The following is a 26,430-nucleotide window of genomic DNA, read 5'->3' on the forward strand; positions in this document are numbered from 1 at the left end:
CTGCATGAGGTTCAGCCTTCGAGACGGGGCAGACGATGGTCGCCCCAAGATATGGCACGGAAGGTTTCACCCTCCCGCCGGACGAGCAGGATCTTCTCGCCCTGCTCGAAATATTGGCCGGCGCTATCGGGTTCGACCATGACGTAGTGGACCTGGCCATGTGCGTCGTGCGCCTGCGCCCGAGCCGGCGATCCGGGTGTCGCCCGGCCAATCACGATCCGGGCGGTAGTGCCGACAAGGCTTTCAATCGGAACGGCGGTGGTCAGGTCGCGCGGCAGAATGCGGCCGACGGCACGGGCCGCCACTGCCGTCAGCGGCAAGGACGCAAGCGCGACGCCCGGCACGACGATCCAGCCGTCCAACGGCGCGCCGAACCAGTCATGCGCCACCTGCTGCACGACGAGCCCCAGCACGCCGAACAGGGCGAGGAAGAGCACGATCAGGACAAGCATCGGCACTCGCCCGACGCCCAGCCAGCCGAGCACATCGACCGAGCTGTCGCCGTCGACCCCCGCATTAACCTCAGCCCAGTCCCCGCCCAGGCCAACCAATTGGACGGCGCCGATCAGCAGCATAAGCGCAAGCGCCGAGACGAATGCCATGCTGCCGGACGCGGTAACGACTTCGAGCAATGCCCCCTCCCCGAACCCTTGCAGGCTAGCCGCCTCGCGGCGCGGGTTGAAGCGAAATCGGAACGGCGAGTCACGTTTCGCCGTCTACAATGAAGGGCAAAGGACGCTCATGTCGCTCGACTCCCTGCGCCACCTTACCCGGGACATTCTGCAGATGATGGAGGAGATCCTCCGTTCCGGGGAGCCGCCGATCGACGTCGAGCAGCTCGCAGCCCTCAGAAAGAGGGTTGCGCTCGCGCACAGCCGCTTCTTCGTCGTACAGGAGCAGGCAGTGCTGCAGCCCCTGCGCCGGAGCAGCGACCCCGCGCTTGCCGCGCTTGCCCGATACTGCGTCGAGCGGGACCTGGAGGGGCGCCATCTGGGGCTCGCCCATCATCAGCGTTGGCCGCTCGCGCGGATCGCCGAAGATCCTGCCGGCTACCGAAGGGACGTGCGCAGATTCCTAAGGTGGCTCGAGGGGCGGGTGCAATTTGCCGAGGAATCCGCGTATCCCGCGCTAGCCAAGATCATTTCTTCGCCGGGACAACGCTCAGCGGACTGAAACATCGCTAGAATGTCCTCAGGAAGGATCCCGATGCAATTCACCGCGCTGTTCGCCTGTACCCAAGAACTGATCGATGCCGCGAAGGCACTGCTCCTGATCGACCCCCGGCCGAGTGCCCACGCACTGGAGGCAGCCCGCAGCCGCCTATTGGAGGCGATGCGGATCCATGGGATCACCAAGGACCGCCTGCTTCTTGCCACGCTACGCGAGAGCGACGATTGTGCGCATCTGGCGATGGCGCGCCGCACCACCGAACAGGATCTTGAATGGCGCCAGCGCACGCTCGACTATTTCGCCGCGTGGCCGCTGGGCGCGGTCCTGGCGAACCCGCCGGGCCACGTCCGGGCCGTGCATCGCCTTCTGCGGATGTTCGAACGCCGGGTCGCGCATCAGGAGCAGCTGTTGCTGCCAATGGCCGAGGAAGCGCTGGTGCAGCGCCCGCTGGCCGCCTGATCAGGCGCGGGCGTCGCCGATCGTCAGTACGATCTTGCCGATATGCTCCCCCGCTTCCATGCGCCGATGCGCGTCGGGCGCTTCTGCCAGCGGGTAGGTGCGATCGATCACGGGCTTGAGCCTGCCTTCGGCGACCAGCGGCCAGACGGTGCGTCGCAGTTCGTCGGCGACCAGCGACTTGAACTCGGTGGAGCGCGGGCGCAGCGTGGATCCGGTCAACGTCAGGCGGCGACGCATCACATCCCAGATCGGAATGGTGGCGGTGGCGCCGCCCTGCACCGCAATCGAGACATGACGCCCCTCTTCAGCCAGGCACTGCAGGTTGCGCGGCACGTAATCGCCGCCGACCATGTCGATCACGATCTCCACGCCCTTGCCACCGGTGAAGGCTTTTACCGCTTCAACGAAATCCTGCGTCTTGTAGTTGATCGCCAGATCGGCTCCGAGCGCGCGGGCCGCCGCGCACTTCTCGTCGGATCCGGCAGTGACCACGATCTTCAGATCGAACAGCTTCGCCAGCGCGATCGCCATGGTTCCGATGCCGCTGGTGCCCCCATGCACAAGTACCGTCTCGCCGGGCCCTGCCCAGGCCCGCTCGAACAGATTGGACCAGACGGTGAAAAGCGTCTCCGGCATCGCCGCGGCTTCCACCAGGGTAAGCGCCGGCGGCACGGGTAGGCACTGGCCTGCGGGGGCTATCGCGTATTCCGCATAGGCGCCGCCGGCAATCAGCGCGCACACCCGCTGGCCGAGCAGCGACTCGTCGGCCTTGCCGCCCAGCGCGACGACGGTGCCCGCGATTTCCATGCCGAGGATCGATGGTGCGCCCGGCGGCGGCGGATATTTGCCCTGCCGCTGCAAAACCTCGGGCCGGTTGACCCCTGCGGCCGCGACTCGGACGAGTACTTCCCCTTCCCCAGGCGTGGGGACCGGGCGCGCCACCGGCACCAGCACTTCGGGGCCGCCCGGCGCATCGGGATCGATGGCCAGCATCATTTCGGCTGCGATCATCGGTTCGTCGCTTTTTAACCTAAGGAGAAATCCGGCGCCTTATTGACATCGCACCGCACCGGGTCAACGTTTCGTCGCATGGACGCCGATGAAAATCTTCCGCGTCGTTCCGACGACCTCGCGGTGCAGCTGGCCAGGCAGGATCTCGATCCCTTCTCGGTCGCCGAACTCGAAGCGCGTATCCGTTTGCTGGAAAACGAGATCTCTCGATGTCGCGGAAAGATTCAACAGGCTGTTCACCACCGCGCAAGCGCAGACGCTCTATTTAAGAGATGAGCGTCACGGCACCGGAATTCGGGCGATACGCCACGATCCGCCGGTGCGGGGCCGCAGCGCTTGATGCAGAGCCCTGCCCTCCCGACATAAGGGAATACGGGCTCGGCACCCTTTCGGCCCGACTGGAGTTGTATCCGAATGCCTAGTTTCGCCTCCGCTCTTGAAGCCACTCTCCACAAGGCGCTCGAGGCAGCCTCTGCCCGCCGCCACGAATATGCGACGCTCGAGCATCTGCTGCTCGCGTTGATCGACGACGAACACGCCTCCAAGGTGATGAGCGCGTGTGGAGTGGATCTGGGCGAGTTGAAGACCACCGTGGCGCACTATCTCGATACCGAGCTGGAAGCGCTGAAGGTGGACAATGCCACCGATCCTTCCCCCACCAGCGGGTTCCAGCGCGTCGTCCAGCGCGCGATCCTGCACGTCCAGTCTTCGGGTCGCGACGAAGTGACCGGCGCGAACGTGCTGGTCGCGCTGTTCAGCGAGCGCGAGAGCTACGCGGTCTATTTCCTGCAGCAGCAGGACATGAGCCGCCTCGATGCCGTCAGCTATATCAGCCACGGCGTCGGCAAGGGCGGTTCCACGCCCACCGAGGCGAGCACCCCCAAGGGCGCTGCCGAGGACGACAAGTCGAACAAGCAGGAGGCGAAGACGGGCAAGGGTGAGAGCGCGCTCAAGCAGTTCACCGTCGACCTCAACGAGAAGGCGAAGATCGGCAAGGTCGATCCGCTGATCGGCCGCTCCGCCGAAGTCGACCGCACCGTCCAGATCCTGTGCCGGCGCAGCAAGAACAACCCGCTCTATGTGGGCGATCCCGGCGTCGGCAAGACTGCCATCGCCGAGGGGCTGGCGCGCAAGATCATCGAGGGCGAAGTCCCCGACGTGCTGAAGGACGCGGTGATCTACTCGCTCGACATGGGCGCCCTGCTCGCCGGCACCCGCTATCGCGGCGATTTCGAGGAGCGGCTGAAGCAGGTCGTCTCCGAACTCGAGAAGCTGCCCCACGCGGTGCTGTTCATCGACGAGATCCACACCGTGATCGGCGCTGGGGCTACCAGCGGCGGCGCGATGGATGCGTCGAACCTGCTCAAGCCGGCGCTGTCTGGCGGCACGATCCGGTGCATCGGTTCGACCACGTACAAGGAGTTCCGCAACCATTTCGAGAAGGACCGCGCGCTGCTGCGCCGCTTCCAGAAGATCGACGTCAACGAGCCGTCGGTAGAGGATACGGTGAAGATTCTGGCCGGCCTGCGCTCGGCCTTCGAGCAGCACCATTCGGTGAAGTACACCCCCGACGCGATCAAGTCGGCGGTGGAGCTGTCGGCGCGCTACATCAACGACCGCAAGCTGCCCGACAAGGCGATCGACGTGATCGACGAAGTCGGCGCGATGCAGATGCTGGTGGCGCCGTCGAAGCGCAAGAAGGTCATCACCCCCAAGGAGATCGAGCAGGTCATCGCGACCATGGCGCGGATCCCGGCCAAGACCGTCTCGTCCGACGACACCCGCGTGCTCGCCAATATCGAGCAGGATCTGAAGCGCGTCGTGTTCGGCCAGGACAAGGCGATCGAAGTGCTGTCCTCGGCGATCAAGCTCAGCCGTGCGGGCCTGCGCGATCCGGACAAGCCGATCGGCAACTATCTGTTCTCGGGCCCCACGGGCGTCGGCAAGACCGAGGTGGCGAAGCAGCTCGCGACGCTGCTCGGTATCCCGCTCCAGCGCTTCGACATGTCCGAGTACATGGAACGCCACTCGGTCAGCCGGCTGATCGGTGCCCCTCCGGGCTATGTCGGCTATGACCAGGGCGGCCTGCTGACCGACGCGGTCGACCAGAACCCGCATTCGGTGCTGCTGCTCGACGAAATCGAAAAGGCGCATCCGGACCTGTTCAACATCCTGTTGCAGGTGATGGACAACGGCAAGCTGACCGATCACCACGGCAAGACCGTCGATTTCCGCAACACCATCCTCATCATGACCACCAATGCCGGTGCGTCGGACATGGCGAAGGAAAGCGTGGGCTTCGGCGAACTGAGCCGCGAGGACGTGCAGGAAGAAGCGGTGAAGAACCTCTTCACCCCGGAATTCCGCAACCGCCTCGATGCGATCGTGCCGTTCGGCTATCTGCCGCCGGAAGTCGTCGCCCGTGTCGTCGACAAGTTCGTGCTCCAGCTGGAGCTGCAGCTCACCGATCGCGGCGTCCACATCCAGCTGGACGAGGAAGCCAAGGCGTGGCTCACCAAGCGCGGCTATGACAAGCTGTACGGCGCCCGTCCGATGGGCCGGCTGATGCAGGAGAAGATCAAGCAGCCGCTCGCCGAGGAGCTGCTGTTCGGCAAGCTCGTTCATGGCGGCGAAGTGAACGTGAAGCTGAAGGACAATGCGCTGGCGTTCGAAATCGTGCCGGCCGCACCCAAGAAGCCGAAAAAGGGCAAGAAGGCGGAACCCGCCGGTGCCTGATCCGGCACCGCGTCCGTCTGAACACAAAAGGCCCGGGGAGCTCTTCCCCGGGCCTTTTCTCTGTCGTCGCTAGGCTGCAGGTCAGGGTTGCGGGCTGGTCCGGCGGAACGGGATATCCGCACTCCAATAAGTCAGCGCGCGCCACACCCACTCGATCGGGCCATAGCGGAAGTGCGCCAGCCACCAATGCGCCGCCACGATCTGCACCGCGGCCGCCGCCAGGCCGACATATAAGCGGGTGGCCGCATCCCAATCGTCGTATAGGCCCAGCCCGTAGCCGTAGAAGAGCGGAACGAAGACCACCGATTGCAGGATGTAGAAGGTCAGCGTCAGCCGTCCGGGCGCCGCCAGCGGCCGTACCAACCATCGCGCGCGCCCGTCGTACAGCGCGATCACCAGCAGCGCCCAGAAGGCGGTGCCCGCAAGGTCGAGCCACATGTTGATCAGCGCCCAGAATGCCCGCTCGGCCGACGCGCCATAGCCCAAATCGGCGAATTCTAGCCGCAGCGGCTCCCGCATCAGGAACAAGCCGATGGCGAGCACGGCAACCCCGGGGAGCGCGATGCGGCGCCAGCCGCGGCTCCTGGCCAAATCTTCAAAAAAGCCGGTGCGGCCCAGCACCAGGCCGAGCAGGTAAAGACCAAGGATCTGCACCAGCCGACCATATTCCAGGAAGAACCAGAACTTGGATTGCTGGCCCTCCCAAAGATTGACCCGCAATACCTGCCAAAGCGTGCCGTGCAGATAGAGCGGCATGCCGGGATCGAACGACGACATCGCCGGGCCGGTGGCCCAGGCGGCACCGCTCGCGGCCGCGATCACTTGCGCGATCAGCGAAGGCCCCGCAAAGCAGAGGCACGCCGCTGTCAGCAGCAGCACGTTGCTGCGGATCCGGTTGACCAGCAGCAACACCAAGCCAAGCGCCGCCAGCGTCTGGATGATGTCGCCGCGATAGACCAGCGAGTGCAGGAACCCGATGCCGAACAGGATCAGCAGACGCCATGCGAACCGCCCGCTAAAATCCACCCCCCGCGCAGCCGCGCGATCCATCAGGATGAAGAAGCTGAACCCGAAGCACAGCGCGAGCAGCGAGAAGCTTTTGCCCATGAACAGGGTGAAGACGACGTCGGAGATGCGCCCGGGCTTTTCCACGGCCCAGAAAAGCTCGTAGCTTTCGATGATATGCACTAGAAACAGCGCCATCAGTGCGAAGCCGCGTAGAACGTCCACAACATCAAGGCGGATGGAAGAAGCTCGGGGTTGATTCATTCCGTGTCGCGATCAAACTCTCGAGGTGCCGTTGCGCCGCTCCCCCCGATCGGAGCGCCGGCAGGATGAACATGGCAAGAGCGCCTTTACGACTTGTTTGCCACACAAGCGTAGCGGGAATGACGATGCAAATCGCCTGTCTCCGTCGGCTGCTGAACATCGTGCTGGTCGCGATGCTCGGCTGTATCGTGCCACAGGCAGCCCTTGCCGAAGCGGGCGTTGCAGGTCAACCACTTGCCGTCTGCATCGCGCGGGATAGCGGGCAAACGGCGGAAGCGATGCTCCGCCAACCCGAGGCATTTGATTGCAAGACGCCCCAGCATCGCTTTGGCGCCGGCAGCTTCTGGGCGATCACCGCGCCGATCGATCGCCGGTCCACCTTCGCTACACCGTTGGTATTGCGCTTCGCCAGCCTCTGGCAGGACGGGCTGTCAATCCATATCCAATATGCCGATGGCGCAGTACGCTCCTGGGCCAGTCCGGCCACGGGCATCACGCCGCTGATCCAGCTTGGCGCGATCGCCCAGACGCCGCTTCCCGTGCGCGAGCCGGCGATCACCCGCGTGCTGTTCCATGTCGATGGTGCGGCGAACGTACGCGGCATCATGATCGGCGTGCGCGTGGCGAACCAGGCGGATGCCGCGGCCGCCAATCTGGGGCTGGCGGCGTTGTATGCCTTTTTCTCCGGCCTTTCGCTCGCGCTGATCGTCTATAACTTTGCGCTATGGTGTGCGATGGGCCACCGCTTCCAACTGCATTATTGCATGCTGTTGGCGGCGCTGCTGGGCTATACCATCACCTCTTCCGGTGCCTTTGCCTGGGCGGCACCGCTGATCGCGAACAACGATCGGCTGCGCTTGAACTATCTGTTCATCGGCCTCGCCGGCGGTGCCGCGGCGCTGTTCACGCGCAGCTTCTTCGAAGAACAGCCGATGCCGCGCTGGCTCGACAAGGCGTCGCAAATCGTCGCCGCGGCGGTGCCCCTGTCCAGTTTCACCGTGGCAACCTTCGGCTCACTCGATCTGCGACTGGCCGACCTTCTGTACACGCTCGCATTCGGCGGGCTGCTCGCCATCGTGCTACCCACGCTCTGGGGAGCCTGGCGCCAGCGTTCCCACTTTCTGTGGCTGTTCGCACTCGCCTGGTGTGCGCCAATCCTGCTGGCGGCGGTGCGCGTCCTCGCATCGCTGCATCTGATCGGCTGGAACTTCTGGATCGACAATTCGACGATCGTCTCGATGGGTGCGGAGGCGCTGGTCTCCGCGCTCGCCGTTGCCTACCGGATCAAGTTCCTGCGCGACGAACGCGATGCCGCGCTGACCCGCGAAGTCGTGGCGCGGCGGCTGGCGGACATCGATCCGCTCACCGGACTGCTAAACCGCCGTGCGTTCCTGCGGAACGCCATCGGCCGTGCCGGCCAGCATCAGCTTCTCCTGATCGACATCGATCATTTCAAGCGCGTCAATGAGACGCTGGGCCATGATGGCGGCGACGATGTGCTGCGGCTTTTCGCCCGCGCGCTCCGCACCGCGCTCCCCGCCCAGGTGCTGATCGCGCGCATGGGTGGCGAGGAGTTCGCGGTGCTGACGCAAAGCGAACACCGGCTCGATGCCGAACAGTTGCTGTCGCGATTGCGCACGGTGCGGATGCCCTTCGATCTGCGCGTCACCGCAAGCATCGGCACCTGCGCCGGGCCGCTCGCCAACGATATCGATTGGAAGGCGCTGTATCGATCTGCCGACCGGGCCTTGTTCGAAGCCAAGGCGGCCGGGCGGGATCGGGTGCGCGCGCACGATCTCGCCTTGGCATGATCTTGCTGGCGGGGCCCGAACCGCGTATGAGGTCGGCAAGGGAGATCGGTCTGATGTCGCGGCACAAATGGTTGGCTGGCATTGCAGTCGTCGGGGCAGTCGCGTTGGTCGCTCTGCAGGCGGAGCGCCCGCGCGCCGATTTCCAGATACTCACTCATCGCGCGGGCGACATGGCGCCTCAGAAGGTGCAGGCAGCAATCGACATGGGCGTTGTCGCGGTTTCGGTGATCGTCACCTGGAGCCGCGCGCTCTCGCACTGAGACGTGCCGCTACGGCATCCTACGCCTCGGCACTGAACGGCCTGAAGTCGGGGTTTTCGACTGTAAAATACGCACAAAACCGTGCTTGCATGGCCCCGGCGGCCTGCTTACACTGGTGTCAATGATAGAGTCCGAACAGGTCTGGAAGACCGCTTATCGGCATCCAGGAGAGTGGGATCGCAGCTACGCGCCGCGGTCCATGGTAGACCTTTTCGAGGAGAGCGCGAATGCCCATCCGCAGGCCCCGCTGCTCGATTTCATGGGTCGCATCTACAGCTATGGCGAGGTACGCGGCGGCGCCGACCGGGTAGCTTGCGGGTTGCGAGCGCTGGGCTATGGCCCGGGCGACCGGATCGGCCTGTTCCTGCCCAACGTGCCGCATTACGTCGCTGCCTATTACGGCATTCTCAAGCTCGGCGCGACGGTGGTGAATTTCTCCCCGCTTTATTCGGTTGAGGAACTGGCCGCGCAGGTCGCCGATTCGGGCACCCGGCTGCTGTTCACCTTGTCGGCCACCGCCCTGTTGCCCACTGCGCTGAAAGTGCTCGAGAAAAGCGGGCTTGAACGGCTGGTAGTCGGCTCGGTCGCCGGTGCGCTGCCGACGGCCAAGTCGCTATTCTATCAGCTGTTCCGGGGCAGCGAAGTCGCCGTCCGGCCGCACGACCCGCGCATCCTCGCCTTTTCGAAGCTGATCGCCAATACGGGCGAGTGCCAGGCCCATGCCATCGATCCCGACCGCGATGTCGCGCTGATCCAATATACCGGCGGCACCACTGGCACGCCCAAGGGTGCGGTGCTCACCCATCAAAACCTTTCGGCCAATGCCCGTCAGGTGGCAGAGCTCGATCCCGACCTCGGGCATGCAGACGATTCGGTGCTCGGCGTGCTGCCCTTCTTCCACGTCTTCGCCAACACCTGCGTGCTCAACCGCACGGTAATCACCGGCGGGCGGATCGTGATGCTGCCGCGCTTCAATGCGCAGCAGGTGCTGGCGGAACTGCGCCGCACCCGCCCCCGCTCGCTCCCCGGCGTGCCGACCATGTACCAGGCGCTGCTCGATGCACCGGGCATGAAGTCCACCGACTTCTCATCGCTGCGCTTCTGCATCTCGGGCGGCGCGCCTTTGCCCGAACAGCTGAAGCTGAACTGGGAGAGCACGACCGGCGCGCATATCATCGAAGGCTATGGGCTGTCGGAAAGCTCGGGCGTGGTCTCCGCCAATCCCTATGTCGGGCTCAACAAGCCCGGCACCATCGGTCAGCCGATCGCCGGCACCCGCGTCCGCCTGGTCGACAAGGAAGATCCGCGCAAGCCTGCGCCGCCGGGCGAACCGGGCGAGATCGTCGTCCAGGGGCCCCAGATCATGCGCGGCTATTGGAACCGGCCGGAAGCGGACGCCGGCGTTTTCGTCGACGATCACTGGCTGCGCACCGGCGACGTCGGCCTCATCGATGAGGATGGCTATATCCGCATTGTCGATCGGCTGAAGGACATGATCGCCGTCGGCGGGTTCAAGGTCTTCCCCAGCCAGATCGAAGCGGTGCTCTACACCCATCCCGCGGTGAAGGAGGCGCTCGTCCTCGGCCTGCCCGACGCCTATCACGGCGAGTTGCCGCACGCCTATGTCGCGCTGAACGAAGGCGCCCATGCCGATGCTGTGGAGATGTGCGCCTGGCTGAACGCGCAGCTGGGCAAGCACGAGCGCGTCAAGGAAGTGGTGATCCGCGAGAGCTTGCCGAAGACGATGATCGGCAAGCTCAGCCGGAAGGATCTGCTGGCGGAGGTGCGGGCCGGCCTTTAGCCGCGCCCGCGCCAGTCCCGCTAAAGCATTATGACGCGCTCTAATTGGCGCAGGTGGTGAGCTTGGCCGCTTCTGCCGAGTCCCGCACCCGATCGCCTTCGCGCACCTGATAGAGCTGCGACCACAGCTTGCCGGTGACGAACAGCCGCTTGCCTTCGGCGTCATAGGCGATGCCGTTGGCGACGTCGTCCGCGCCGCGATTCTGCGGACCCAGTGCGGTGACGTCCAGGAAGCTCAGCACCTTGCCGCTCGTCGGATCGATCTTCGCAATCAGGTTGGTCTGCCAGATATTGGCGTAGATCGCGCCGTCCACCCATTCCAGCTCGTTGAGATTAGCGACCGGGCAGCCATTGGCGGTCACCCGCAGCGTCGAGGTAACCTGCATGGAACTGGGATCGAGAAAGCGGAGCACGGGAGTGCCATCGCTCATGATGATCGCCTTGTCGTTGCGGGTCAGGCTCCAGCCTTCGCCGGTATAGGAAAAGGTGCCGCGCGGCTCGAACTTGTCGAGCCCGTAGACGAAGCCCGTCTGGTCCTGCCAGGTCAGCTGGTACAGCTTGTCGCCCCAGGCGACGATGCCCTCGCCGAAATACGGGGCGGGCAACGCCTGTTCCTGCTGCACCTTGCCCGTCGCTAGATCGACCTTGCGGACGAACGATTCCCCGACGCGTCCGGTGCTTTCGTACAGCACGCCCTTGTCGATAAAGAGCCCTTCGGTGAACGCCGTTCGATCGTGCGGCAGCGTCTCCACCACATTCGCCCGGTACACCGGAACGCCGCCGGGCCGGATCTGGGTATAGGCGACGGCACCGCCCGCGATCAGCACGATCGCCGCCAGGATCACCAACAGGATACGCTTCATCGCTCGCTCTTCCACATAGGGGCCCGCCGCGCCACCAAGCCGAGCGGCGCGCGCATGTAAAGCCCTTAGCGACCCTTTGCGGCCGGAGAAAAATCGTCGTCGGCCGGTGCGGCTCGGCGGGGGACGCGACGTCTTTGGATCGAGCGGGGAAGTGCATCGGCATCGGCCGGCGCTGTCCCCGGCGCGCCTTAGGATGGGAAACGACCCGATGTACCTCGATCTTGCCGATGACGGGCGTTTCGACGCTTTCGGGGGCAGGCATGCTGCGCGCGACATTGGCTGGACCGTGCTGATCCCGTTCTTCAACGAACGCGCGCTGCTTGCGGCGACCATCGCAAGCCTGGCTGCCCAAACGGAGCCGTTCACGCTGGTGCTGGTCGACAACGGATCGACCGACGGCAGCGGCGCCGTGGCCGAAGCTGCCTGTCGCGCCCATCAGCTCGATTACGTGCTGATCGCCGAACGCACGCCCGGCAAGGTCGCCGCACTCCGCAGCGGCCTGCGCTGGGTGCGAACGCGCTGGATCGCCACGTGCGATGCGGACACGCTGTATCCGCCCCACTATCTTGCCACCGCCCAGGCAATCCTGATGCAGCCGGGCCATGTTGTCGCCGGCGCCTATTCCGTGCCGGTCCATAGCAGCGAGCCCGCGCGCTTCGCTGAATCCGCCCGGTTCCTGCTCGCAACCCGGCTGTTGCCACACCGATGCCATGCACGGGGTGCTGGCCAGGCCTTTCGCACCCAGTCATTGCGCGAAGCCGGCGGGTTCGACACGCTGCGTTGGAACTTCGTGTTCGAGGATCACGAGGTGATCCATCGGATGCGGCGCAAGGGGCGGATCGGCTATTCGCGCGAGCTGTGGTGCATGCCCTCGCCGCGCGAGCAGGATCGCGCCTCGGTCGGCTGGACGCTGCTCGAACGGCTGCTCTACGCGGTGGCGGCGCCCATCGCTCCCGACTGGTTCTTCTATTCCTTCCTTGCGCGCCGGTTGCAGCGCCGTCGCCTGCTCAGCAACCGGATGCGCGAACGGCGCTACCACCAGAACGAAGGGCCTGCGCTTGTCTCGTCTCATCCTGTGCGCTGACGAATTTGCCCTTTCGCCCGAAATCAGCAGCACGATCGTAACCCTGGCCCAGGCGGGGAAGCTGAATGCTGTCAGCTGCATGGCGGGCATGCCGGGCTGGCGCGAGGAAGCCCGCCGTCTTGCCGACTTGCCCGCGCATGTCGAGGTGGGGCTGCACCTGACGCTGACCGGCGAAGCGCCGCTGACCACCATGCCGCGGTTCGCGCGGGACGGCGTGATGCCGAGCATCGCTCCGCTCGCGCGCGCCGCCAGCCGATGGCAGGTGCCGCTTGGCGAGTTGGTCAGCGAGATCGCGGCGCAGTTCGATGCCTTTGCCGAAGCGACCGGCGGGCCGCCCGCCTTTGTCGACGGGCGGCACGAGGCGCATGCCTTGCCCGGCATCCGCGATCTGGTACTGGCCGAAAGCGCCGCCCGCGCACCCGGCGCCTGGGTGCGCAACTGCGCCGATCGGCTGACGGCTATGCTCGGCCGGCCCTTCGCGGCCACAGCGCTTCGCAGCAGCTGGCGATTCCGCGGCCTGGGTGCGGCAGCGCGCGCGGCGGGGCTGCGCACCAATGACAGCTTTGCCGGCCAGTACGATTTTGCCGGCGATTATCGCAGCCTGTTCCCGAAGCTTCTGCGGCACCCCGGCGAAATGCACCTGGTGGCATGCCATCCCGGCGCCGGCACGCGCGCGGGCGACGGGATCGCCGCTGCGCGGATTGTCGAAGCACAAGCCTTGCAGGATCTTCCGATCGCCGACATGGCAGCCAAACAGGGTCTGGCATTCCCCGCCTGATCCGGTTCGGGATCGACGCATTGGTGGCAGACGGCGGCCTGAAGGCAGTGTTCCTCGCGCAGCGGCCGATGCTGCTGCGCCTGCTGGTCGCGCGCCTTGGCAACCGCGAGGATGCCGAAGACGCGCTGCAGGATATGTGGCTGCGGATCGATCAGCTCGCCTCCCGGCCGATCGCCCAGCCGGCGGCGTTCCTGTACCGTGTCGCTGCCAATTTGGCGACCGATCGACGAATCGCGACGGTCCGGCGCGGTGCCCGCGATGCCGGCTGGCTCGATGTGCAGTCCGGCGACGTGGACATGCCTGATCCGGAACGGGTGGCGGTGGCGCGCAGCGAGTGGCAGACGGTGGAACGCGCGATCGGCGATATGCCCGAACGCATGGCGACCGCGCTGCGCATGTTCCGCCTGGAGGAACGGCCCCAGCGCGAAATCGCCGGGCAACTTGGCATCAGCATCAGCGGCGTCGAAAAGCTGCTGCAGCGCGCCTATCGAAAAATTCACGATCGACTTGAGCCGGAGGATGCGGATCGGCCCGCAGCATGTCGTCAGGACAGGGAAAGGGGTGCAGACCGTGGAAGCTGATGCAACCGACACGATCGACGCCGCCATTGCCTGGCACCTGCGCCTGGCCGATGCCGACGAAGCCGTCTGGGCGGCGTTTATCGCCTGGCTGGAGGAATCACCCGCGCACGCGGCTGCCTATGATGGCGTGGCGGCGCAAGACCGGCTGATCGCCGCGGTCCCGTTTCCGGCGCCCGTGCCCCAGCGTGCGGAACCCGAGCCTGCCCGCCTGTCGTCGTGGCGCCGCTGGGTTTGGCCGGCGGGCGGGGCGGCCGCGGCGGCAGCCATCGCCGCGCTCGCTGTGCCGTCGTTGCTCCCGCAGCGCAGCGCCCCCTATCAGGTCGCCACGCGTGACGGCGAAAGGCGTGTCGTCACTCTCGGCGACGGCAGCCGCATCGAACTCAGCGGCGGCACGCGCCTCACGCTTGATCGCAACGATCCGCGCACGGCATCGCTGGAACGGGGCGAAGCGCTGTTCCATGTCCGCCATGACGATCTCCGACCCTTCACCGTGCAGGTCGGCGCTGTCGCGGTGCAGGATCTGGGCACGGTGTTTGATGTCACCCATGGCGATGGCCAGTTGAAGGTCGCCGTCGCCGAAGGAGCCGTGCGCATCCAGCCGCGCGGCGCTGCCGTCACGCTCGGCCCCGGCGACGCCCTTTCGGCCCGCGCCGACGGCACCGGCCTAGTGCAGATGCGGATCGCGCCGCAACAGGTCGGCGGTTGGCGGCGCGGGCAGCTCGGCTTCGAAGGGCAGCCCTTGCGCGAGGTTGCGGCGACGTTGAAACGCCTTTACGGGCTGAACATTGCCCTGGAGGGCAGTTTGTCCGAACGGCCATTTACTGGCCTGGTACGTTTTTCCGGCCAGGCAGACCGCGACGTACCGCATCTGGCCGAACTGATCGGGGCTTCGTGGCGGCGTGACGGTGGGGGTTGGATTCTGTCGGGCGATCAGCCAGCCGCGTTCTAGAATCGCGCTTGCGCTGGCGTTCGCGCCTGTGCTCTTCCCTGCCGCACCGGTGCTTGCCCAGCGCAGCGCGGTGTCGGTGCCGGCGACCACGCTCGACACCGCCTTGCGCATCCTCGCCCAGCAGATCGGGGCGGAAATCGTCAGCACCGAAGCCGGGCTTGCCGCGATCCGCACGCCGCAGTTGCAAGGGTCAATGCCCGCGGAAAAGGCGCTGGCGCAGCTGCTGCGCGGCACCGGCTTTCGCGCCCGGGCGATCCGCGGCGGCGGCTACCGCATCGTTCGCGTGCTTCCTGCGCGCGGCGGCGAGCCCAGCCGCCCCGCGCCGGCCCGTCCGGCCGCAGCCCAGCCGCCCCCGCCGCCACCCGCGGAGATCGTCGTCACGGCGAGCAAGCAGCGCATCGCGCTGCTGCGCTATCCCGGCAGCCTCACCGCCCTGCCCGGCACGCCGGGCTCTCCCGCGCTGCCGGCGGGCACGCTCAGTGACGCGGTGCATCAGGTACCGATCCTGCAGAGCACGCAGCTTGGCAATGGCCGCAACAAGGTGTTCATCCGCGGTATCGCCGACAGCAGCTTCAACGGCAGCACCCAGTCGCCTACCAGCATCTATCTGGACGATGTGCAGCTCAACTACTCCGGACCCGATCCCGGCCTGCGGCTGTACGACATGGCCGCGATCGAAGTGCTCGAAGGGCCGCAGGGCACGCTCTATGGCTCCGGGGCATTCGGCGGTGTGATCCGCCTGACCTCGAACCCGGTCGATTTGCACAATGTCGCCACCGCGGCAACGGCGGGCATGACGCAGACGCGCGGCGGCGCGGCCGGGTTCGATGCGGCAGGCATGATCAACCTCCCGCTCATGCGCGATGAAGCGGGGCTGCGCATTGTCGGCTACACGGTCCATGATGGCGGGTTCCTTCGCGACATCGATCGCGGCGCGCGGAACGTGAACCGCGCGAACACGATCGGCGGGCGCATCGCAGTGCGTGCCGATGCGGGCGGTGGCTGGCAGATCGATGCCAGCGGTGTCGGCCAGCGGATCGATGCGCGCGACGGCAATTATGCCGAGCGGATCGACGGACCGCTGACCCGCCGGACGCTAATCGCCCAACCCTTTACCAATCGCCTGTTGTTCGGCCGGCTGGTCGCCACCAAGGAATGGGATACCGGCCTGCGCTTCGTCTCCGCATCGGGCATCGTCGGATATGATACGCGCGAGACGTTCGACGCCACCGCCCGCACGCCGAGCGGGGCGATCATCGGCCACCCGGCGACCTACCGCGTCAATCACGACAAGCGCCTGCTCAGCCAGGAGGCGCGCGTGTCACGCTCGCTGCCCAACGGCAACAGCTGGGTGGCGGGATTCAGCCTGGTAAGTGATCGAGACATTCTGTCCCGCACCGTCCGCGTTCCGGACCGTGATGTCAGCATCATCGGCGTCACCAACGTGACCAATGCGGGCTCCGCCTTTGCCGAAGCGACGATCGCGTTCACCGGCCGCTTCGCCCTTACCGGCGGCGGCCGCATCACCGCCGCCCGTACGGACGGCAATCCTTCCGCCACGCCACGCTCGGCAAACTTCTTCAAGGGCCGTCTGGCTCGCCGCATCGATCCCACGCTCGCCGCGTCGTGGCAGCTGGGGCCTAGCTTGGCGCTGTTCGCCCGCCTCCAGAGCGGTTTCCGCACGGGCGGCCTTGCGGTGGCGCCGGGGCTCGGGCGCGTAGCGAACTACAAGTCGGATGCGATCCAGGTGGGCGAGATCGGCTTCCGCAAGCTCCGCTCGGGCGCCACCGGCATCGCCTGGTCAGGCAGCGTCTCGGTTGCCCGCTGGACCGACGTGCAGGCCGATTTGATCACGCGTGCCGGCCAGCCTTATACCGCCAATATTGGCGACGCCGATATTCGGGCGTTGGAAAGCGATCTCGACTGGATTCCACTCACCGGCCTTCGCCTGCAGGCCGCGTTCCTGCTCACCGACAATCAGGTGCGCGGCGCGCTGGCCGATTTGTCTAGGCGGAACAATCGCCGCCTCCCCGAAACGCCGCCGCTCGCCGTGCATACCGGCCTTTCCTATGCATGGCAGCACAGCGCGCTGCGCCCGCGGATCGGCCTGTCGGGCGATTATACCGGCCGCTCCGTGCTCGGCACAGGCGACTTTCTCGACGTGAGCCAGGGCCGCTTCTGGACTGCGGACGCGTTCGCCGCGATCACCTGGCGCAAGTTGGAAATCAGTGTCACGCTGGACAACATCACCGATCGGCGGGCCAATCAATTCGCCTTCGGCAACCCCTTCAGCCTGAGCGCGCGCGACCAGATTACGCCGCTGCGCCCGCGCAACGTGCGGGTCGGGATTACGACGGGCTGGTAACGCCCGCCGCAGCCAGCGGAAAGCGCAGCGTGAAGCAGGTGCCCTTGCCTGGCTGGCTCTCCACGCCCAGCGTGCCCTGGTGCACCTCCATGATCCTCCGAACGATCGAAAGGCCCAGCCCCGCACCATCCGAACGGCGGCGGTCGGCGCGCCAATAGCGCTGCAGGGCCTGTTCGGGGTCAGACGCGGCGATACCCGGCCCGTCGTCGCGCACTGCGATGCTGCCGTCCTCCGCCACGATCACGCGAACTGTCGTGCCTGCCGGCGTGTGCCGCCCGGCATTGCCGATCAGATTGGCCAGCGCGAGCCCGGCGAGCACTCGGTCCCCCCGGATCCGCACCGGCCGCGCCGGCGGCTCGAGTGCGATCGTTTGCCCTCCGTCGAAAATGGCGGGTGCCTGCTCGGCGACCGCCGATCGCGCCAGATCAGCGGCATCGAACGTCACGAACTGGTCGCTCGCCACGCCCTCTAGAGTTGCTAGATCCTGTAGCTGGGCGACGACGTGCGCCAGCCGATCCGCCGATTCGCGCAGCCGCCCCCGCACCGCAGGGTCGGTCACCGCATCCAGTTCCAGCCGGTGCGCGGCAAGCGGCGTGCGCAGTTCGTGCGCGACGTTAGCGACGAATTCGGCTTGGTTGCGAAAGCTGGCCTGCAGCCGCGCCAGCAGGTCGTTGGTCGCCCGCGCCAGCGGCACGACTTCTAGCGGCAGGCCTCGTTCTTCCAGACGCGCGTCCAGCGTCTGCGCACCGATTGTCTCCGCCCGTTGCGACGCCGCGCGAACCGCGATCACGAGCCGGGTGATCAACAGGCTGTTGATCAACGGCAGCAGCAGCAGCACCGCGATCAGCACCGGATCGAACCGCTTGACGAAGGCGTGCATCACATCGTCCAGGATCGCACCGGGCCCGGCCTGGTCCTGCGTCACGATTACCCACAGCCGCTGGCGGCCTAACTTCACTGGTTCGCTGATGCCGACGAACGCGTCCGCGCGGAAGCCGGCGCTGCGATCGGCACGCGGCGCTCCCTGCCAAGGCAACTGCTCCAAATCCGGGCTGGCGGCGACCACGCGATCTGCGCCATCGACGACTACGAAGGCGCGCCCGTCGTAGGGGGAGGCATAGATACGGGCGAGTTCGTGCGGCAGCTGCAGCACCGTCCGGCTGCCGTACGCCCGCAGGTTGGCGGCGATCGCGGAGGCCTGATGCGTCAGGCTCTCGTGCTGGATCCGGTGCGCCTCGCTTTTCAGGAACCAAGTCAGCAGCATCGGCAGCACCGCCGCGACGATCACGATGGCGCCCAGCTCGAGCAGCAGGATGCGCGCTATCAGCGAGCGCGGCCACAGCTTCATGCCGGCGCAAGTCCCGCCGCCGGATCGGCCACCGCACGGATCATATATCCCACGCCGCGCACCGTTTCGATCCGCACCGTCGCACCCGCCGCGTCGAGCTTACGGCGCAGCCGGTGCGCCTGCACCTCCAGCGCATTGGAGCCGACCGGCTCGGTCAGCCCGTAAAGCTGGTCCTCGGCAAGCTGCTTGCTGACAACCTGTCCCGCGCGCCGCAACAGCAGCGCCGCGAATTGGCGCTCCCGGGCGGTCAGCACCACCGGCAGCTCGCCTACCACCAGATCGCCGGTAACGGTGTCGAACCGCAAATTGCCGATTCGCAATTCGGTGGCGACCAGCTGCCCCTGGCGGCGAAGCACCGCGTGCAGCCGGGCGACCAGTTCCTCGATATCAAACGGCTTTACCAGATAGTCGTCCGCCCCCGCGTTCAGCCCAGCGACTCGCGCATCGAGCGCGCTGCGGGCGGTGATCGCTAGCACGGGAGTGGCCTGCTGCTGCCCGCGCATCCACCGGATCAGCGACAGGCCGTCGCCATCGGGAAGGCCAAGGTCGAGCAGCACCGCCGCATAGTGCGCCGTCCCGATCATCTGACGGGCATCCTCGATCGAGCCCGCCAAATCGCTGTGGATGCCCCGCCCGCGCAGAGCCTCGGCCAGCGCCGTAGCCAGCGCGGGTTCGTCTTCCACCATCAACAGGCGCACGATGCTGCCATTCTGAAAGCTCCCCGTAAGCCGAACCCTCTAATGCCGCGCCGCACCATGAACGGCAATGCGCTCGCACTGTCCGGAAACAGGATCGCAGAAGGGACAAACGTGTCTGGAAACATCGCGGAACACACGGAACTGCCCGCCACCCCCCGCCTCCTCCCGCGGGCCCAGCTGCTGCTGCTCGCGGCGATCGTGGCCGCGGTAATCGTGATCGGGATTGCCGTGTTGAGTGTACAGGCGATGCTGGCGCCCAAGCCGGTGCCCGAAGCCAAGCTGCCCCCCGGCAGCTTCCGCCCTTCCGCAGAGCAGCTCGGCCAGATGGGTTTCGCCGTTGCTCGCGCCGGCGCAAATGCGGAGCTGGTGCGCGCCAGCGGATCGATCCTGCCCGATGGTGATCACAGCACCCCCATCATATTGCCCTTTACGGGCCAGGTTCTGCAGGTTCTCGTCGAAGCCGGCCAGCGCGTGACGCGCGGCCAACCGCTGCTGCGTCTCGCCTCGCCCGATCTGGTTGATGCCCGGAACGCGCTGCGCAACGCGGCCGCTCAGCGCGCCAGCGCGGAAGAAGCGCTGAATCTCGCCCGCGCGAACCTCGCTCGGCAAAAGGCAATCACCGAAACCGCCGGCGGCGCGATGAAGGACTATCTTCAGGCGCAAGCTGATTTCGTCGCCGCCCAATCCGCCGCGCGCCAGGCCGAATCGGCTCTACGTGCCGCGCAGGATCGCCTCGCGCTCTTCGGCAACGCCGGCGGCAGCGGCACGTCGGCTACGATCACCTATCCGTCGCCGGTTTCCGGGATCGTCGCAGACCGCGCGGTCGCTCCCGGCCAGTATCTCGGCACCGGCACAACCAACCCGGTGATGACGATCACCGATCCTGCGCGTGTGTGGCTCGTCGCACAGTTGCCCGAAGGTGAGGCAGCCGCCATCCGGCTCGGCGACCAGGTGACGGTCACCACGCCGGCGCTGCCCGGCCGCAGCTTCTCGGCCACCATCGATAATGTCGCCGCCGGACTGGACCCCGTCACGCATCGCCTGCCGGTGCGCGCGAGCATCGCCAATCCTGATGGTGCGCTGAAGCCGCAGATGTTCGCTGCCTTCACCATTCGACAGCCGATCGGCAGCGGGGCTCCGGGCGTGCTCGTGCCCGCCGTCGCGGTGATACATGAAGGCGATAGCGCGCGCATATGGGTGCGCGACGCGAGCGGCCTGCTGATCGGGCGGCCCGTGACCATCGGGGAGACCGAGGCTGGCTTCACCCGCGTGCTGAGCGGCCTGAAGCCGGGAGAACAGGTCGTCACCCATGGCGCGCTGTTCGTTAACGAGGCGGGCATCGATCAATGAACAAGCTTGTGGAACTGGCGCTGCGCCAGCGTATGCTCGTGCTCACCCTGCTGATCGGCATGATCGCGGCGGGCGTGCTCGGCTTCCTCAATCTCAATATCGAGGCCTATCCCGATCCGGTGCCGCCGATGGTGGAGTTGGTGACGCAGAGCGACGGCATCTCCGCCGAGGAGATGGAGCGCAACGTCACCACGCCGATCGAAGTGGCGATCGCCGGCCTGCCCCACCTCACGGCGGTGCGCTCAATCTCGCTGTTCGGCCTGTCGGACGTGCGGATCCAGTTCAGCTATGACGTGACGCACGAACAGGCGCAGCAGATGGTGCTCGGCCGCCTGTCGCAGCTCGGCACCCTGCCCAACAATGCCCAACCGCTCATCTCGCCGACCAGCCCAATCGGCGAAATCTATCGTTATCGCCTCACCGGCCCCAGCGGCTATTCGGTGATGGACCTGAAGACCATTCAGGATTGGGTGCTGCAGCGCCGGTTCAAGCGGATCCCCGGCGTGATCGACGTGACCGGCTGGGGCGGCAAGCTGCGCTCCTACGAGGTCCGCCTTGATCGCGACAAGCTGCTCGCACAGGGCGTCACCGTGCCGCAGGTGCTAACGGCAATCGGCAAGAGCGATGCCAATGTCGGCGGGCAGACGGTAAATTTCGGCGAACAGGCGGCGATCGTCCGCGGCGTGGGGTTGATCCAGTCGGTCGATGCCATTCGGAACGTGCTGGTCGGCACCGCAGGCGGGTCGCCGGTCCTGCTGCGCGACGTCGGCACCGTGGGCATCGGCAACCTGCCACGCCTGGGCATCGCTGGCGAAGGCCAGGATAACGATGTGGTAATGGGCATCGTGCTGATGCAGCGCGGCGCCCAATCGCTGCCGACGATCAACCGCGTCAAGGAAGAGATCGAGACGATCAACGCCAGCGGCGTCCTGCCGCCCGGCGTGAAGATCGAGCGGATCTATGATCGCTCCGATCTGATCGCCGTCACCACCCGCACGGTGATGCACAATCTGTTCGAGGGCGTGCTGCTGATCTTCATCCTGCAATGGCTGTTCCTCGGCAATCTGCGCAGCGCGCTGATCGTCGCGATCACCATTCCGTTCGCGCTCTCGGTCGCGGTGCTGATCCTGGTGATCCAGGGCGAATCGGCCAATCTGCTGTCGCTCGGCGCGCTCGATTTCGGCCTGGTCGTCGACGCGGCGGTGATCATGGTGGAAGCGGTGTATCGAAGGCTGGCGGAGCGATCGCATGCGATCTCCGAAGGGCGGATCCATGCGACGCCGGCCAACCGCTTCTCGGCAATCCTGCACGCCTCCAGCGACGTCAGCCGCGGCATCTTCTTCGCCGCCGCGATCATCATCGCCAGCTTCCTCCCGCTGTTCACGCTGACCGGCGTCGAAGGGCACATCTTTGGTCCGATGGCGAAGACCTATGCCTATGCCATTGCCGGCGGCCTGCTGGCGGCGTTCACCGTCTCGCCGGTGCTGTCGGCGCTCCTGCTGCCGGACAAGCTGCGTGAAGTGGATACCTGGGTGGTCCGCCAGATCCGCCGGGTGCTGGAGCCGGCGATCGCCTTTGCCGTCACCAATCGCCTGCTCACCTTCGGCTTGGCTGCCCTGCTGGTGCTCGGCGCGTTCGGCACGGTGCGCGTGCTCGGCGTCGAGTTCCTGCCGCATCTGGAGGAGGGCAATCTCTACATCCGCGCGACGTTGCCGGCTTCTATTTCGCTTGAGGGAGGTAAGCCTATCGTCAACGGCATCCGCAAGATCATCGCAGCCTATCCCGAAGTGGATCGCGTGACCTCAACCCATGGTCGCCCGGACGACGGCACCGATCCCACCGGCTTCTTCAACGCGGAATTCTACACGCCGCTGAAGCCTGCCGAAGATTGGCCGGCGGGGATGACGAAGGAAAAGCTGACGGCGGAGCTGCAGGCCAAGCTGCAGGCGCGCTATCCCGGCGTCGAGTTCGAATTCTCGCAATATATCGAGGACGGCGTGGAAGAAGCATCGTCCGGCGTGAAGAGCGCGAACTCGCTGAAGATCTATGGAGCCGATCTTGCCACGCTCGAGACGATCGCCAACCAGATCAAGGCGCAGATGGCGAAGGTGCGGGGAATCACCGACCTCGGCATTTCCGATTCGCTGGGCCAGCCGACCGTGCGGATCGATATCGATCGGGCCGCGGCCGCACGCTATGGACTGACGCCCGACGACATCAACGCCACCGTTTCCTCTGCGATCGGTGGCCAGTCGAGCGGCGACCTGTACGAGAAGTCGACGGATCGGCATTTCCCGATCACCGTCCGCCTGGATGCCACCCAGCGAGGAGACGTGGAGGCGATCCGACGCATCCCGATCGGTGCGCCCGCACCCACCGGAAACGGCCTGATCCAGGTGCCGCTGTCCGAAGTGGCGCAGGTGCACCTCACCACCGGCGCATCGTTCATCTATCGCGAGCACCAGGAACGCTACATGCCGATCAAGTTCAGCGTGCGCGGACGCGACCTGGGCGGCGCGATCGACGAGGCAAAGGCCCGCATCGCCAAGAACGTGCAGCTGCCGCCCGGCTATCACCTGGAATGGGCGGGCGAGCTCGGCAACCTGACCAGCGCGGTGGCACGGCTGGAAGTGGTGGTGCCGATCAGCCTGGCGCTGATCCTGGTGCTGCTGTTCGCCAATTTCGGCTCCGTTCGCGACACGCTGCTCGCCTTCAGCGTGATTCCAATGGCGATGGTGGGCGGCGTGCTGGCGCTGGCGCTGACCGGAACGCCGTTCAGCATCTCCGCGGCGATCGGCTTCGTCGCGCTGTTCGGCATCGCCGTGATGGACGGCATCCTCGTTGTCAGCACCTTCAACCAGAATGTGAACGAAGACAGGGACCATGACGCAGCCATGGCACTGACGGTGCGGCACAGCCTGCGGCCGGTGATCATGACCTGCCTCGCCGCCGCCATCGGCCTGCTGCCCGCGGCGCTTTCCAACGGGATCGGCAGCCAGGTGCAGAAGCCGCTGGCCCTGGTGGTGGTAGGCGGCATGTCGCTGGCGCCGCTGTTGATCCTGCTGGTGCTGCCGCCGCTGATCCTCCACTTCTCGCGCCATCGCGGCGCCCATGGCCATACCGTTCGCCGGCACCATGCCGACGGCACTCCGATGGAGCAGGCATGATGCGCCCGCAGTCCTTTCTCCCGCTCGCCCTGCTCGCCGGCTGCACCGCCGGGCCGCACAATCTGGCCAATCCGGTGCCGCTGCCGCCCGCCCGGGCAGAAGCGACGATCACCCCCCAAAGCGGGACACCGCAGCAGCTGGTCGGCGGACCGGCACAGCTGCCGAACTGGTGGCAGAGCTTCGGCAGCGCGAGGCTCGATGCGCTGGTCGCCCGAGCGCTAGCCCATAATAACGATCTCGCCTCCGCCGAAGCCAATCTGCGCCAGGCGCAGGAACTGGCGCGCGCGGCGCAGGGCAGCACCGGCCCGCAGATCGACGCCGGCTATCAGGCGCAGCGCACCCGGATCTCGCGCACGCTTTCCGGTCCGCTCGCGGACGAAGACGTCAGCTTGTACACGCTGCATACCGCGCAGCTCACCGTCGCCTATCCGGTCGATCTGTTCGGCGCGGGCCGCAACAAGGTGCGTTCGGCGCGCGCCGCGGTGGAGGTGGCCGCGCACCGGCTGCACGCGGCGCAGGCCAGCGCCATCGCCAATCTGGTGCTGGCGGTGATCCAGCACGCCGCCTTGGCGGCGCAGATCGACGCGACCCAGACGGCGATCCACGACAACCGCGATCTGGTAGCGCTGCTCGCCCGGCGGCGGGCATTGGGCGATGTCGGCGAAGCCGATGTCGGCGCCCAGCAGACCGCGCTGGCGACGATCGAGGCTACCCTGCCGCCGCTGGAGCGCCAGTTGCAGCACCAGGCCGGCCTGATCGCGACGCTGACCGGCGACGCCCCCGGTACCGCAGTCGAGCTTCCGGACCTGGCCGATCTTCGGCTGCCCACAACACTGCCGATCGCGTTGCCGGCAGAGATCGTCGCCAACCGGCCCGACCTGCGCGCCGCCGAGGCGCAGGTGAAAGGCGCGGCCGCCGATGTCGGCGCGGCGATCGCCGCCCGGTTGCCGTCGATCACGCTCACCGGCAATGCAGGCGGATCGGCGACGAAGTTCCTCGACATGTTCGCAACCGGCAATCCGTTCTTCTCGCTCATCGGCGGCATCACCCAGCCGATCTTCCATGCCGGCCAGCTGAAGCACCAGCAGCGGGCATCCGAGGCGGCACTGGATGTCGCCAAGGCGCAGTACCGCGCCACCGCATTGCAGGCATTTCTCGATGTGGACGATGCCATTGCCGGCCTGCGCAGCGATGCGGAGGCGCTCGACGCCGCAGCCCGCGCCGATGCCGCCGCGAGCCGGACACTGACGCTGACCCGCCGTCAGGTCGAACTGGGTGCGCTCGGCACGCTACAGCTGCTCAACGCCTCCTCGGCGGCGGCGCAAAGTGCAGTGCAACTCGTCCAGGCGAGGGCGGCGCGGCTGAGCGACAGCGTGGCATTGTACCTCGCATCGGGCAGCACGCCCGCGGATCTGGCGACCGCGCGCTGACCTGGATCAGCGCGCGGCAGCGTCGAAGCGGAAGCTGACCGCGACCGCATCGGCAATGGTCGCAGCATCGCTCCACTGCCCCTTGCCGACACCGAAGGCCAGGCGCTTCACCGTCGCCGATCCGCTGGCGCGCGCACGATCGCCATCGATCACCAGCGTGAAGCGTACCGGCACCGGCAGGCTGACGCCGGCCAGCGCCAGCGTTCCATCGGCGACATAGCCCGTCCCCTGCTTGCGGATGCGCGACGCGGTGAAGGTGGCGCGGGGATGCGCCGCCACTCCGAAAAAGTCATCGCCGCGCAGCGTATCGTCGCGCTCCGAATCGCCGGTGACAGCCGAGGCCAGATCGATGTTCACGGCAATCCGCGAGTTCGGCAGGTCTTCCGGGCTGAACTGGATATCGGCCGTCCACCGCGTGAAGCGGCCGTTGATCGCTTCGCCGCTATAGTCCGTGCGGAACCCCAACGTTCCGCCGGGCAGCACGCGCCAGCGCCGCACCGCCGTGCCGGGGACCGTTGGCGTGGGCGCAGGCGCAACGCTGGGCGACGGCGACGGCGACGGCGACGGCGAGGGCGATGACGGCAAGAGCGTGGGAGCGGCATCCGGTGTCGCCGCTGCGTCCGGAGAGGGGCTGGCGACCACGGGCGGCGCTTCGGCAGCACCGGCGCCGCGATAGCTGGCCGAGCCGGCGAAGAACGCCGTGGCGCATGCTGCCAGCGCCGCGACCACGGCCACCGATAGCACAGGACGACGCGCCAGCGCGGCGGGCATCATCCGCCCGATCAGATCGTCGCGCAGCAGATGGTGGCGGAGCGCCCCCGCGACGTGCAGCGCGAAAAGCCCGGCGAGCAGCCAGCCGATCAGGCCGTGAATCACCTCTGCCGGCGCGTGCATCCCCATGGCGGCCGGCAGGTGCGGCAGCGGAATCAACCCGAACAGCAACGTCGGCAGCTTTACCCGCGCCGTGGAAACGAGGATCCAGCCCGAGATCGGCCCGACGATCATGATGCCATACAGCAGGACATGCACCGCGCTGGCCAGGGCACGCACCGCCGGGCTGCCTTCCGCCGCCGCCGGGCGCTGCACCGTGAGCCGCACCGCCAGCCGGGCGAGCGACAGCACCAGGATCAGGATGCCCACCGATTTGTGGAACTGGAACGCGGCGAACCGGGTGGAGCGGGGCAGGTCCTCCAGCGCCCAGCCGAGGCCGAGCTGGAACAGCAGCAACAGGGCGAGTGCCCAATGCAGCGCGATCGCTGCGGTGCTATAGCGTTCCGGGCGCATTTCCACGAACCTCCCCA

22 protein-coding genes are annotated in these 26,430 nt (G+C 66.7%); 15 read left to right on the top strand and 7 right to left on the bottom strand.

Annotated features, from left to right (window positions below; translation table 11 throughout):
• Nucleotides 1-11: 11 nt before the first annotated feature.
• Nucleotides 12-632: a YqiJ family protein gene (locus tag ACNFJ7_RS10920; protein ID WP_019368331.1), complete on the bottom strand. Its 621-nt coding sequence runs from the start codon at nt 630-632 to the stop codon at nt 12-14.
• Nucleotides 633-741: 109 nt separating this feature from the next.
• Here ACNFJ7_RS10920 and ACNFJ7_RS10925 point away from each other — a divergent pair, with 109 nt between their 5' ends.
• Complete coding sequence (locus tag ACNFJ7_RS10925; protein WP_019368330.1) at nt 742-1,173, top strand: hypothetical protein; 432 nt, start codon at nt 742-744, stop codon at nt 1,171-1,173.
• Between the two features lie 33 nt (nt 1,174-1,206).
• Nucleotides 1,207-1,629 carry a hypothetical protein gene (locus tag ACNFJ7_RS10930; RefSeq protein ID WP_019368329.1) on the top strand — a complete coding sequence of 141 codons (423 nt, stop codon included), beginning with the start codon at nt 1,207-1,209 and terminating at the stop codon, nt 1,627-1,629.
• On the opposite strand, the gene ACNFJ7_RS10935 is transcribed toward ACNFJ7_RS10930, so the two are convergent.
• Nucleotides 1,630-2,640, bottom strand: coding sequence for an NAD(P)H-quinone oxidoreductase (locus ACNFJ7_RS10935; RefSeq protein ID WP_019368328.1), 1,011 nt, complete (start codon nt 2,638-2,640; stop codon nt 1,630-1,632).
• Nucleotides 2,641-2,718: 78 nt separating this feature from the next.
• Here ACNFJ7_RS10935 and ACNFJ7_RS10940 point away from each other — a divergent pair, with 78 nt between their 5' ends.
• Both ACNFJ7_RS10940 and clpA read left to right on the top strand, forming a co-directional pair.
• A complete protein-coding gene (locus ACNFJ7_RS10940) occupies nt 2,719-2,916 on the top strand; it encodes a DUF1192 domain-containing protein (RefSeq protein WP_082664393.1) in 198 nt (65 codons plus the stop codon).
• Between the two features lie 138 nt (nt 2,917-3,054).
• Nucleotides 3,055-5,376, top strand: coding sequence for an ATP-dependent Clp protease ATP-binding subunit ClpA (gene clpA / locus ACNFJ7_RS10945; RefSeq protein ID WP_019368326.1), 2,322 nt, complete (start codon nt 3,055-3,057; stop codon nt 5,374-5,376).
• A gap of 81 nt (nt 5,377-5,457) precedes the next feature.
• Here clpA and ACNFJ7_RS10950 read toward each other — a convergent pair whose 3' ends face one another.
• Complete coding sequence (locus tag ACNFJ7_RS10950; protein ID WP_236704394.1) at nt 5,458-6,579, bottom strand: DUF418 domain-containing protein; 1,122 nt, start codon at nt 6,577-6,579, stop codon at nt 5,458-5,460.
• A 185-nt stretch (nt 6,580-6,764) separates the two neighbouring features.
• Here ACNFJ7_RS10950 and ACNFJ7_RS10955 point away from each other — a divergent pair, with 185 nt between their 5' ends.
• From ACNFJ7_RS10955 to ACNFJ7_RS10965, 3 genes are all read left to right on the top strand, one after another.
• Nucleotides 6,765-8,456 carry a sensor domain-containing diguanylate cyclase gene (locus tag ACNFJ7_RS10955; RefSeq protein WP_019368324.1) on the top strand — a complete coding sequence of 564 codons (1,692 nt, stop codon included), beginning with the start codon at nt 6,765-6,767 and terminating at the stop codon, nt 8,454-8,456.
• Between the two features lie 53 nt (nt 8,457-8,509).
• On the top strand, nt 8,510-8,716 hold the full coding sequence (locus tag ACNFJ7_RS10960; protein ID WP_050990130.1) for a hypothetical protein: 207 nt from the start codon (nt 8,510-8,512) through the stop codon (nt 8,714-8,716).
• Between the two features lie 121 nt (nt 8,717-8,837).
• Nucleotides 8,838-10,517 carry a long-chain-fatty-acid--CoA ligase gene (locus tag ACNFJ7_RS10965; protein ID WP_026008915.1) on the top strand — a complete coding sequence of 560 codons (1,680 nt, stop codon included), beginning with the start codon at nt 8,838-8,840 and terminating at the stop codon, nt 10,515-10,517.
• A 40-nt stretch (nt 10,518-10,557) separates the two neighbouring features.
• Here the strand turns inward: ACNFJ7_RS10965 and ACNFJ7_RS10970 are convergent, their stop codons facing one another.
• Nucleotides 10,558-11,379, bottom strand: a complete 822-nt coding sequence (locus ACNFJ7_RS10970) for a glutaminyl-peptide cyclotransferase (protein ID WP_019368321.1) — start codon at nt 11,377-11,379, stop codon at nt 10,558-10,560.
• A gap of 208 nt (nt 11,380-11,587) precedes the next feature.
• Between ACNFJ7_RS10970 and ACNFJ7_RS10975 the strand changes: the two genes are divergently transcribed.
• From ACNFJ7_RS10975 to ACNFJ7_RS10995, 5 genes are read left to right on the top strand one after another with little or no spacing between them, the layout of a single operon-like run.
• Nucleotides 11,588-12,463 carry a glycosyltransferase family 2 protein gene (locus tag ACNFJ7_RS10975; RefSeq protein WP_082664397.1) on the top strand — a complete coding sequence of 292 codons (876 nt, stop codon included), beginning with the start codon at nt 11,588-11,590 and terminating at the stop codon, nt 12,461-12,463.
• The gene (locus tag ACNFJ7_RS10980) at nt 12,438-13,241 is read left to right on the top strand and encodes a ChbG/HpnK family deacetylase (RefSeq protein ID WP_019368319.1); all 804 of its coding nucleotides are present in this window, start codon (nt 12,438-12,440) and stop codon (nt 13,239-13,241) included. The genes ACNFJ7_RS10975 and ACNFJ7_RS10980 overlap by 26 nt, the downstream gene beginning before the upstream one ends.
• A 23-nt stretch (nt 13,242-13,264) precedes the next feature.
• Nucleotides 13,265-13,822: an RNA polymerase sigma factor gene (locus ACNFJ7_RS10985; protein WP_037513022.1), complete on the top strand. Its 558-nt coding sequence runs from the start codon at nt 13,265-13,267 to the stop codon at nt 13,820-13,822.
• Nucleotides 13,812-14,771, top strand: a complete 960-nt coding sequence (locus ACNFJ7_RS10990) for a FecR family protein (RefSeq protein ID WP_037513019.1) — start codon at nt 13,812-13,814, stop codon at nt 14,769-14,771. The genes ACNFJ7_RS10985 and ACNFJ7_RS10990 overlap by 11 nt, the downstream gene beginning before the upstream one ends.
• Nucleotides 14,772-14,799: 28 nt before the next feature.
• Nucleotides 14,800-17,136 carry a TonB-dependent receptor domain-containing protein gene (locus ACNFJ7_RS10995; protein ID WP_019368316.1) on the top strand — a complete coding sequence of 779 codons (2,337 nt, stop codon included), beginning with the start codon at nt 14,800-14,802 and terminating at the stop codon, nt 17,134-17,136.
• Here the strand turns inward: ACNFJ7_RS10995 and ACNFJ7_RS11000 are convergent.
• Nucleotides 17,120-18,484, bottom strand: a complete 1,365-nt coding sequence (locus ACNFJ7_RS11000) for a sensor histidine kinase (RefSeq protein ID WP_019368315.1) — start codon at nt 18,482-18,484, stop codon at nt 17,120-17,122. The genes ACNFJ7_RS10995 and ACNFJ7_RS11000 overlap by 17 nt on opposite strands.
• Nucleotides 18,481-19,182: a response regulator transcription factor gene (locus ACNFJ7_RS11005; protein WP_026008914.1), complete on the bottom strand. Its 702-nt coding sequence runs from the start codon at nt 19,180-19,182 to the stop codon at nt 18,481-18,483. Before ACNFJ7_RS11005 ends, ACNFJ7_RS11000 begins: the two co-directional genes overlap by 4 nt.
• A gap of 111 nt (nt 19,183-19,293) precedes the next feature.
• Here ACNFJ7_RS11005 and ACNFJ7_RS11010 point away from each other — a divergent pair, with 111 nt between their 5' ends.
• The 3 genes from ACNFJ7_RS11010 to ACNFJ7_RS11020 are packed head-to-tail and all read left to right on the top strand — an operon-like array spanning nt 19,294 to nt 25,129.
• The gene (locus ACNFJ7_RS11010; protein WP_236704393.1) at nt 19,294-20,532 is read left to right on the top strand and encodes an efflux RND transporter periplasmic adaptor subunit; all 1,239 of its coding nucleotides are present in this window, start codon (nt 19,294-19,296) and stop codon (nt 20,530-20,532) included.
• Nucleotides 20,529-23,699, top strand: a complete 3,171-nt coding sequence (locus tag ACNFJ7_RS11015; RefSeq protein ID WP_019368312.1) for an efflux RND transporter permease subunit — start codon at nt 20,529-20,531, stop codon at nt 23,697-23,699. The genes ACNFJ7_RS11010 and ACNFJ7_RS11015 overlap by 4 nt, the downstream gene beginning before the upstream one ends.
• Complete coding sequence (locus ACNFJ7_RS11020; RefSeq protein WP_019368311.1) at nt 23,696-25,129, top strand: efflux transporter outer membrane subunit; 1,434 nt, start codon at nt 23,696-23,698, stop codon at nt 25,127-25,129. Before ACNFJ7_RS11015 ends, ACNFJ7_RS11020 begins: the two co-directional genes overlap by 4 nt.
• Nucleotides 25,130-25,135: 6 nt before the next feature.
• Here the strand turns inward: ACNFJ7_RS11020 and ACNFJ7_RS11025 are convergent, their stop codons facing one another.
• A complete protein-coding gene (locus tag ACNFJ7_RS11025) occupies nt 25,136-26,413 on the bottom strand; it encodes a YceI family protein (protein ID WP_019368310.1) in 1,278 nt (425 codons plus the stop codon).
• Nucleotides 26,414-26,430: the final 17 nt, after the last annotated feature.

This window comes from Sphingomonas sp. HT-1 (assembly GCF_048568905.1).
Classification (GTDB): Bacteria; Pseudomonadota; Alphaproteobacteria; order Sphingomonadales; family Sphingomonadaceae; genus Sphingomonas.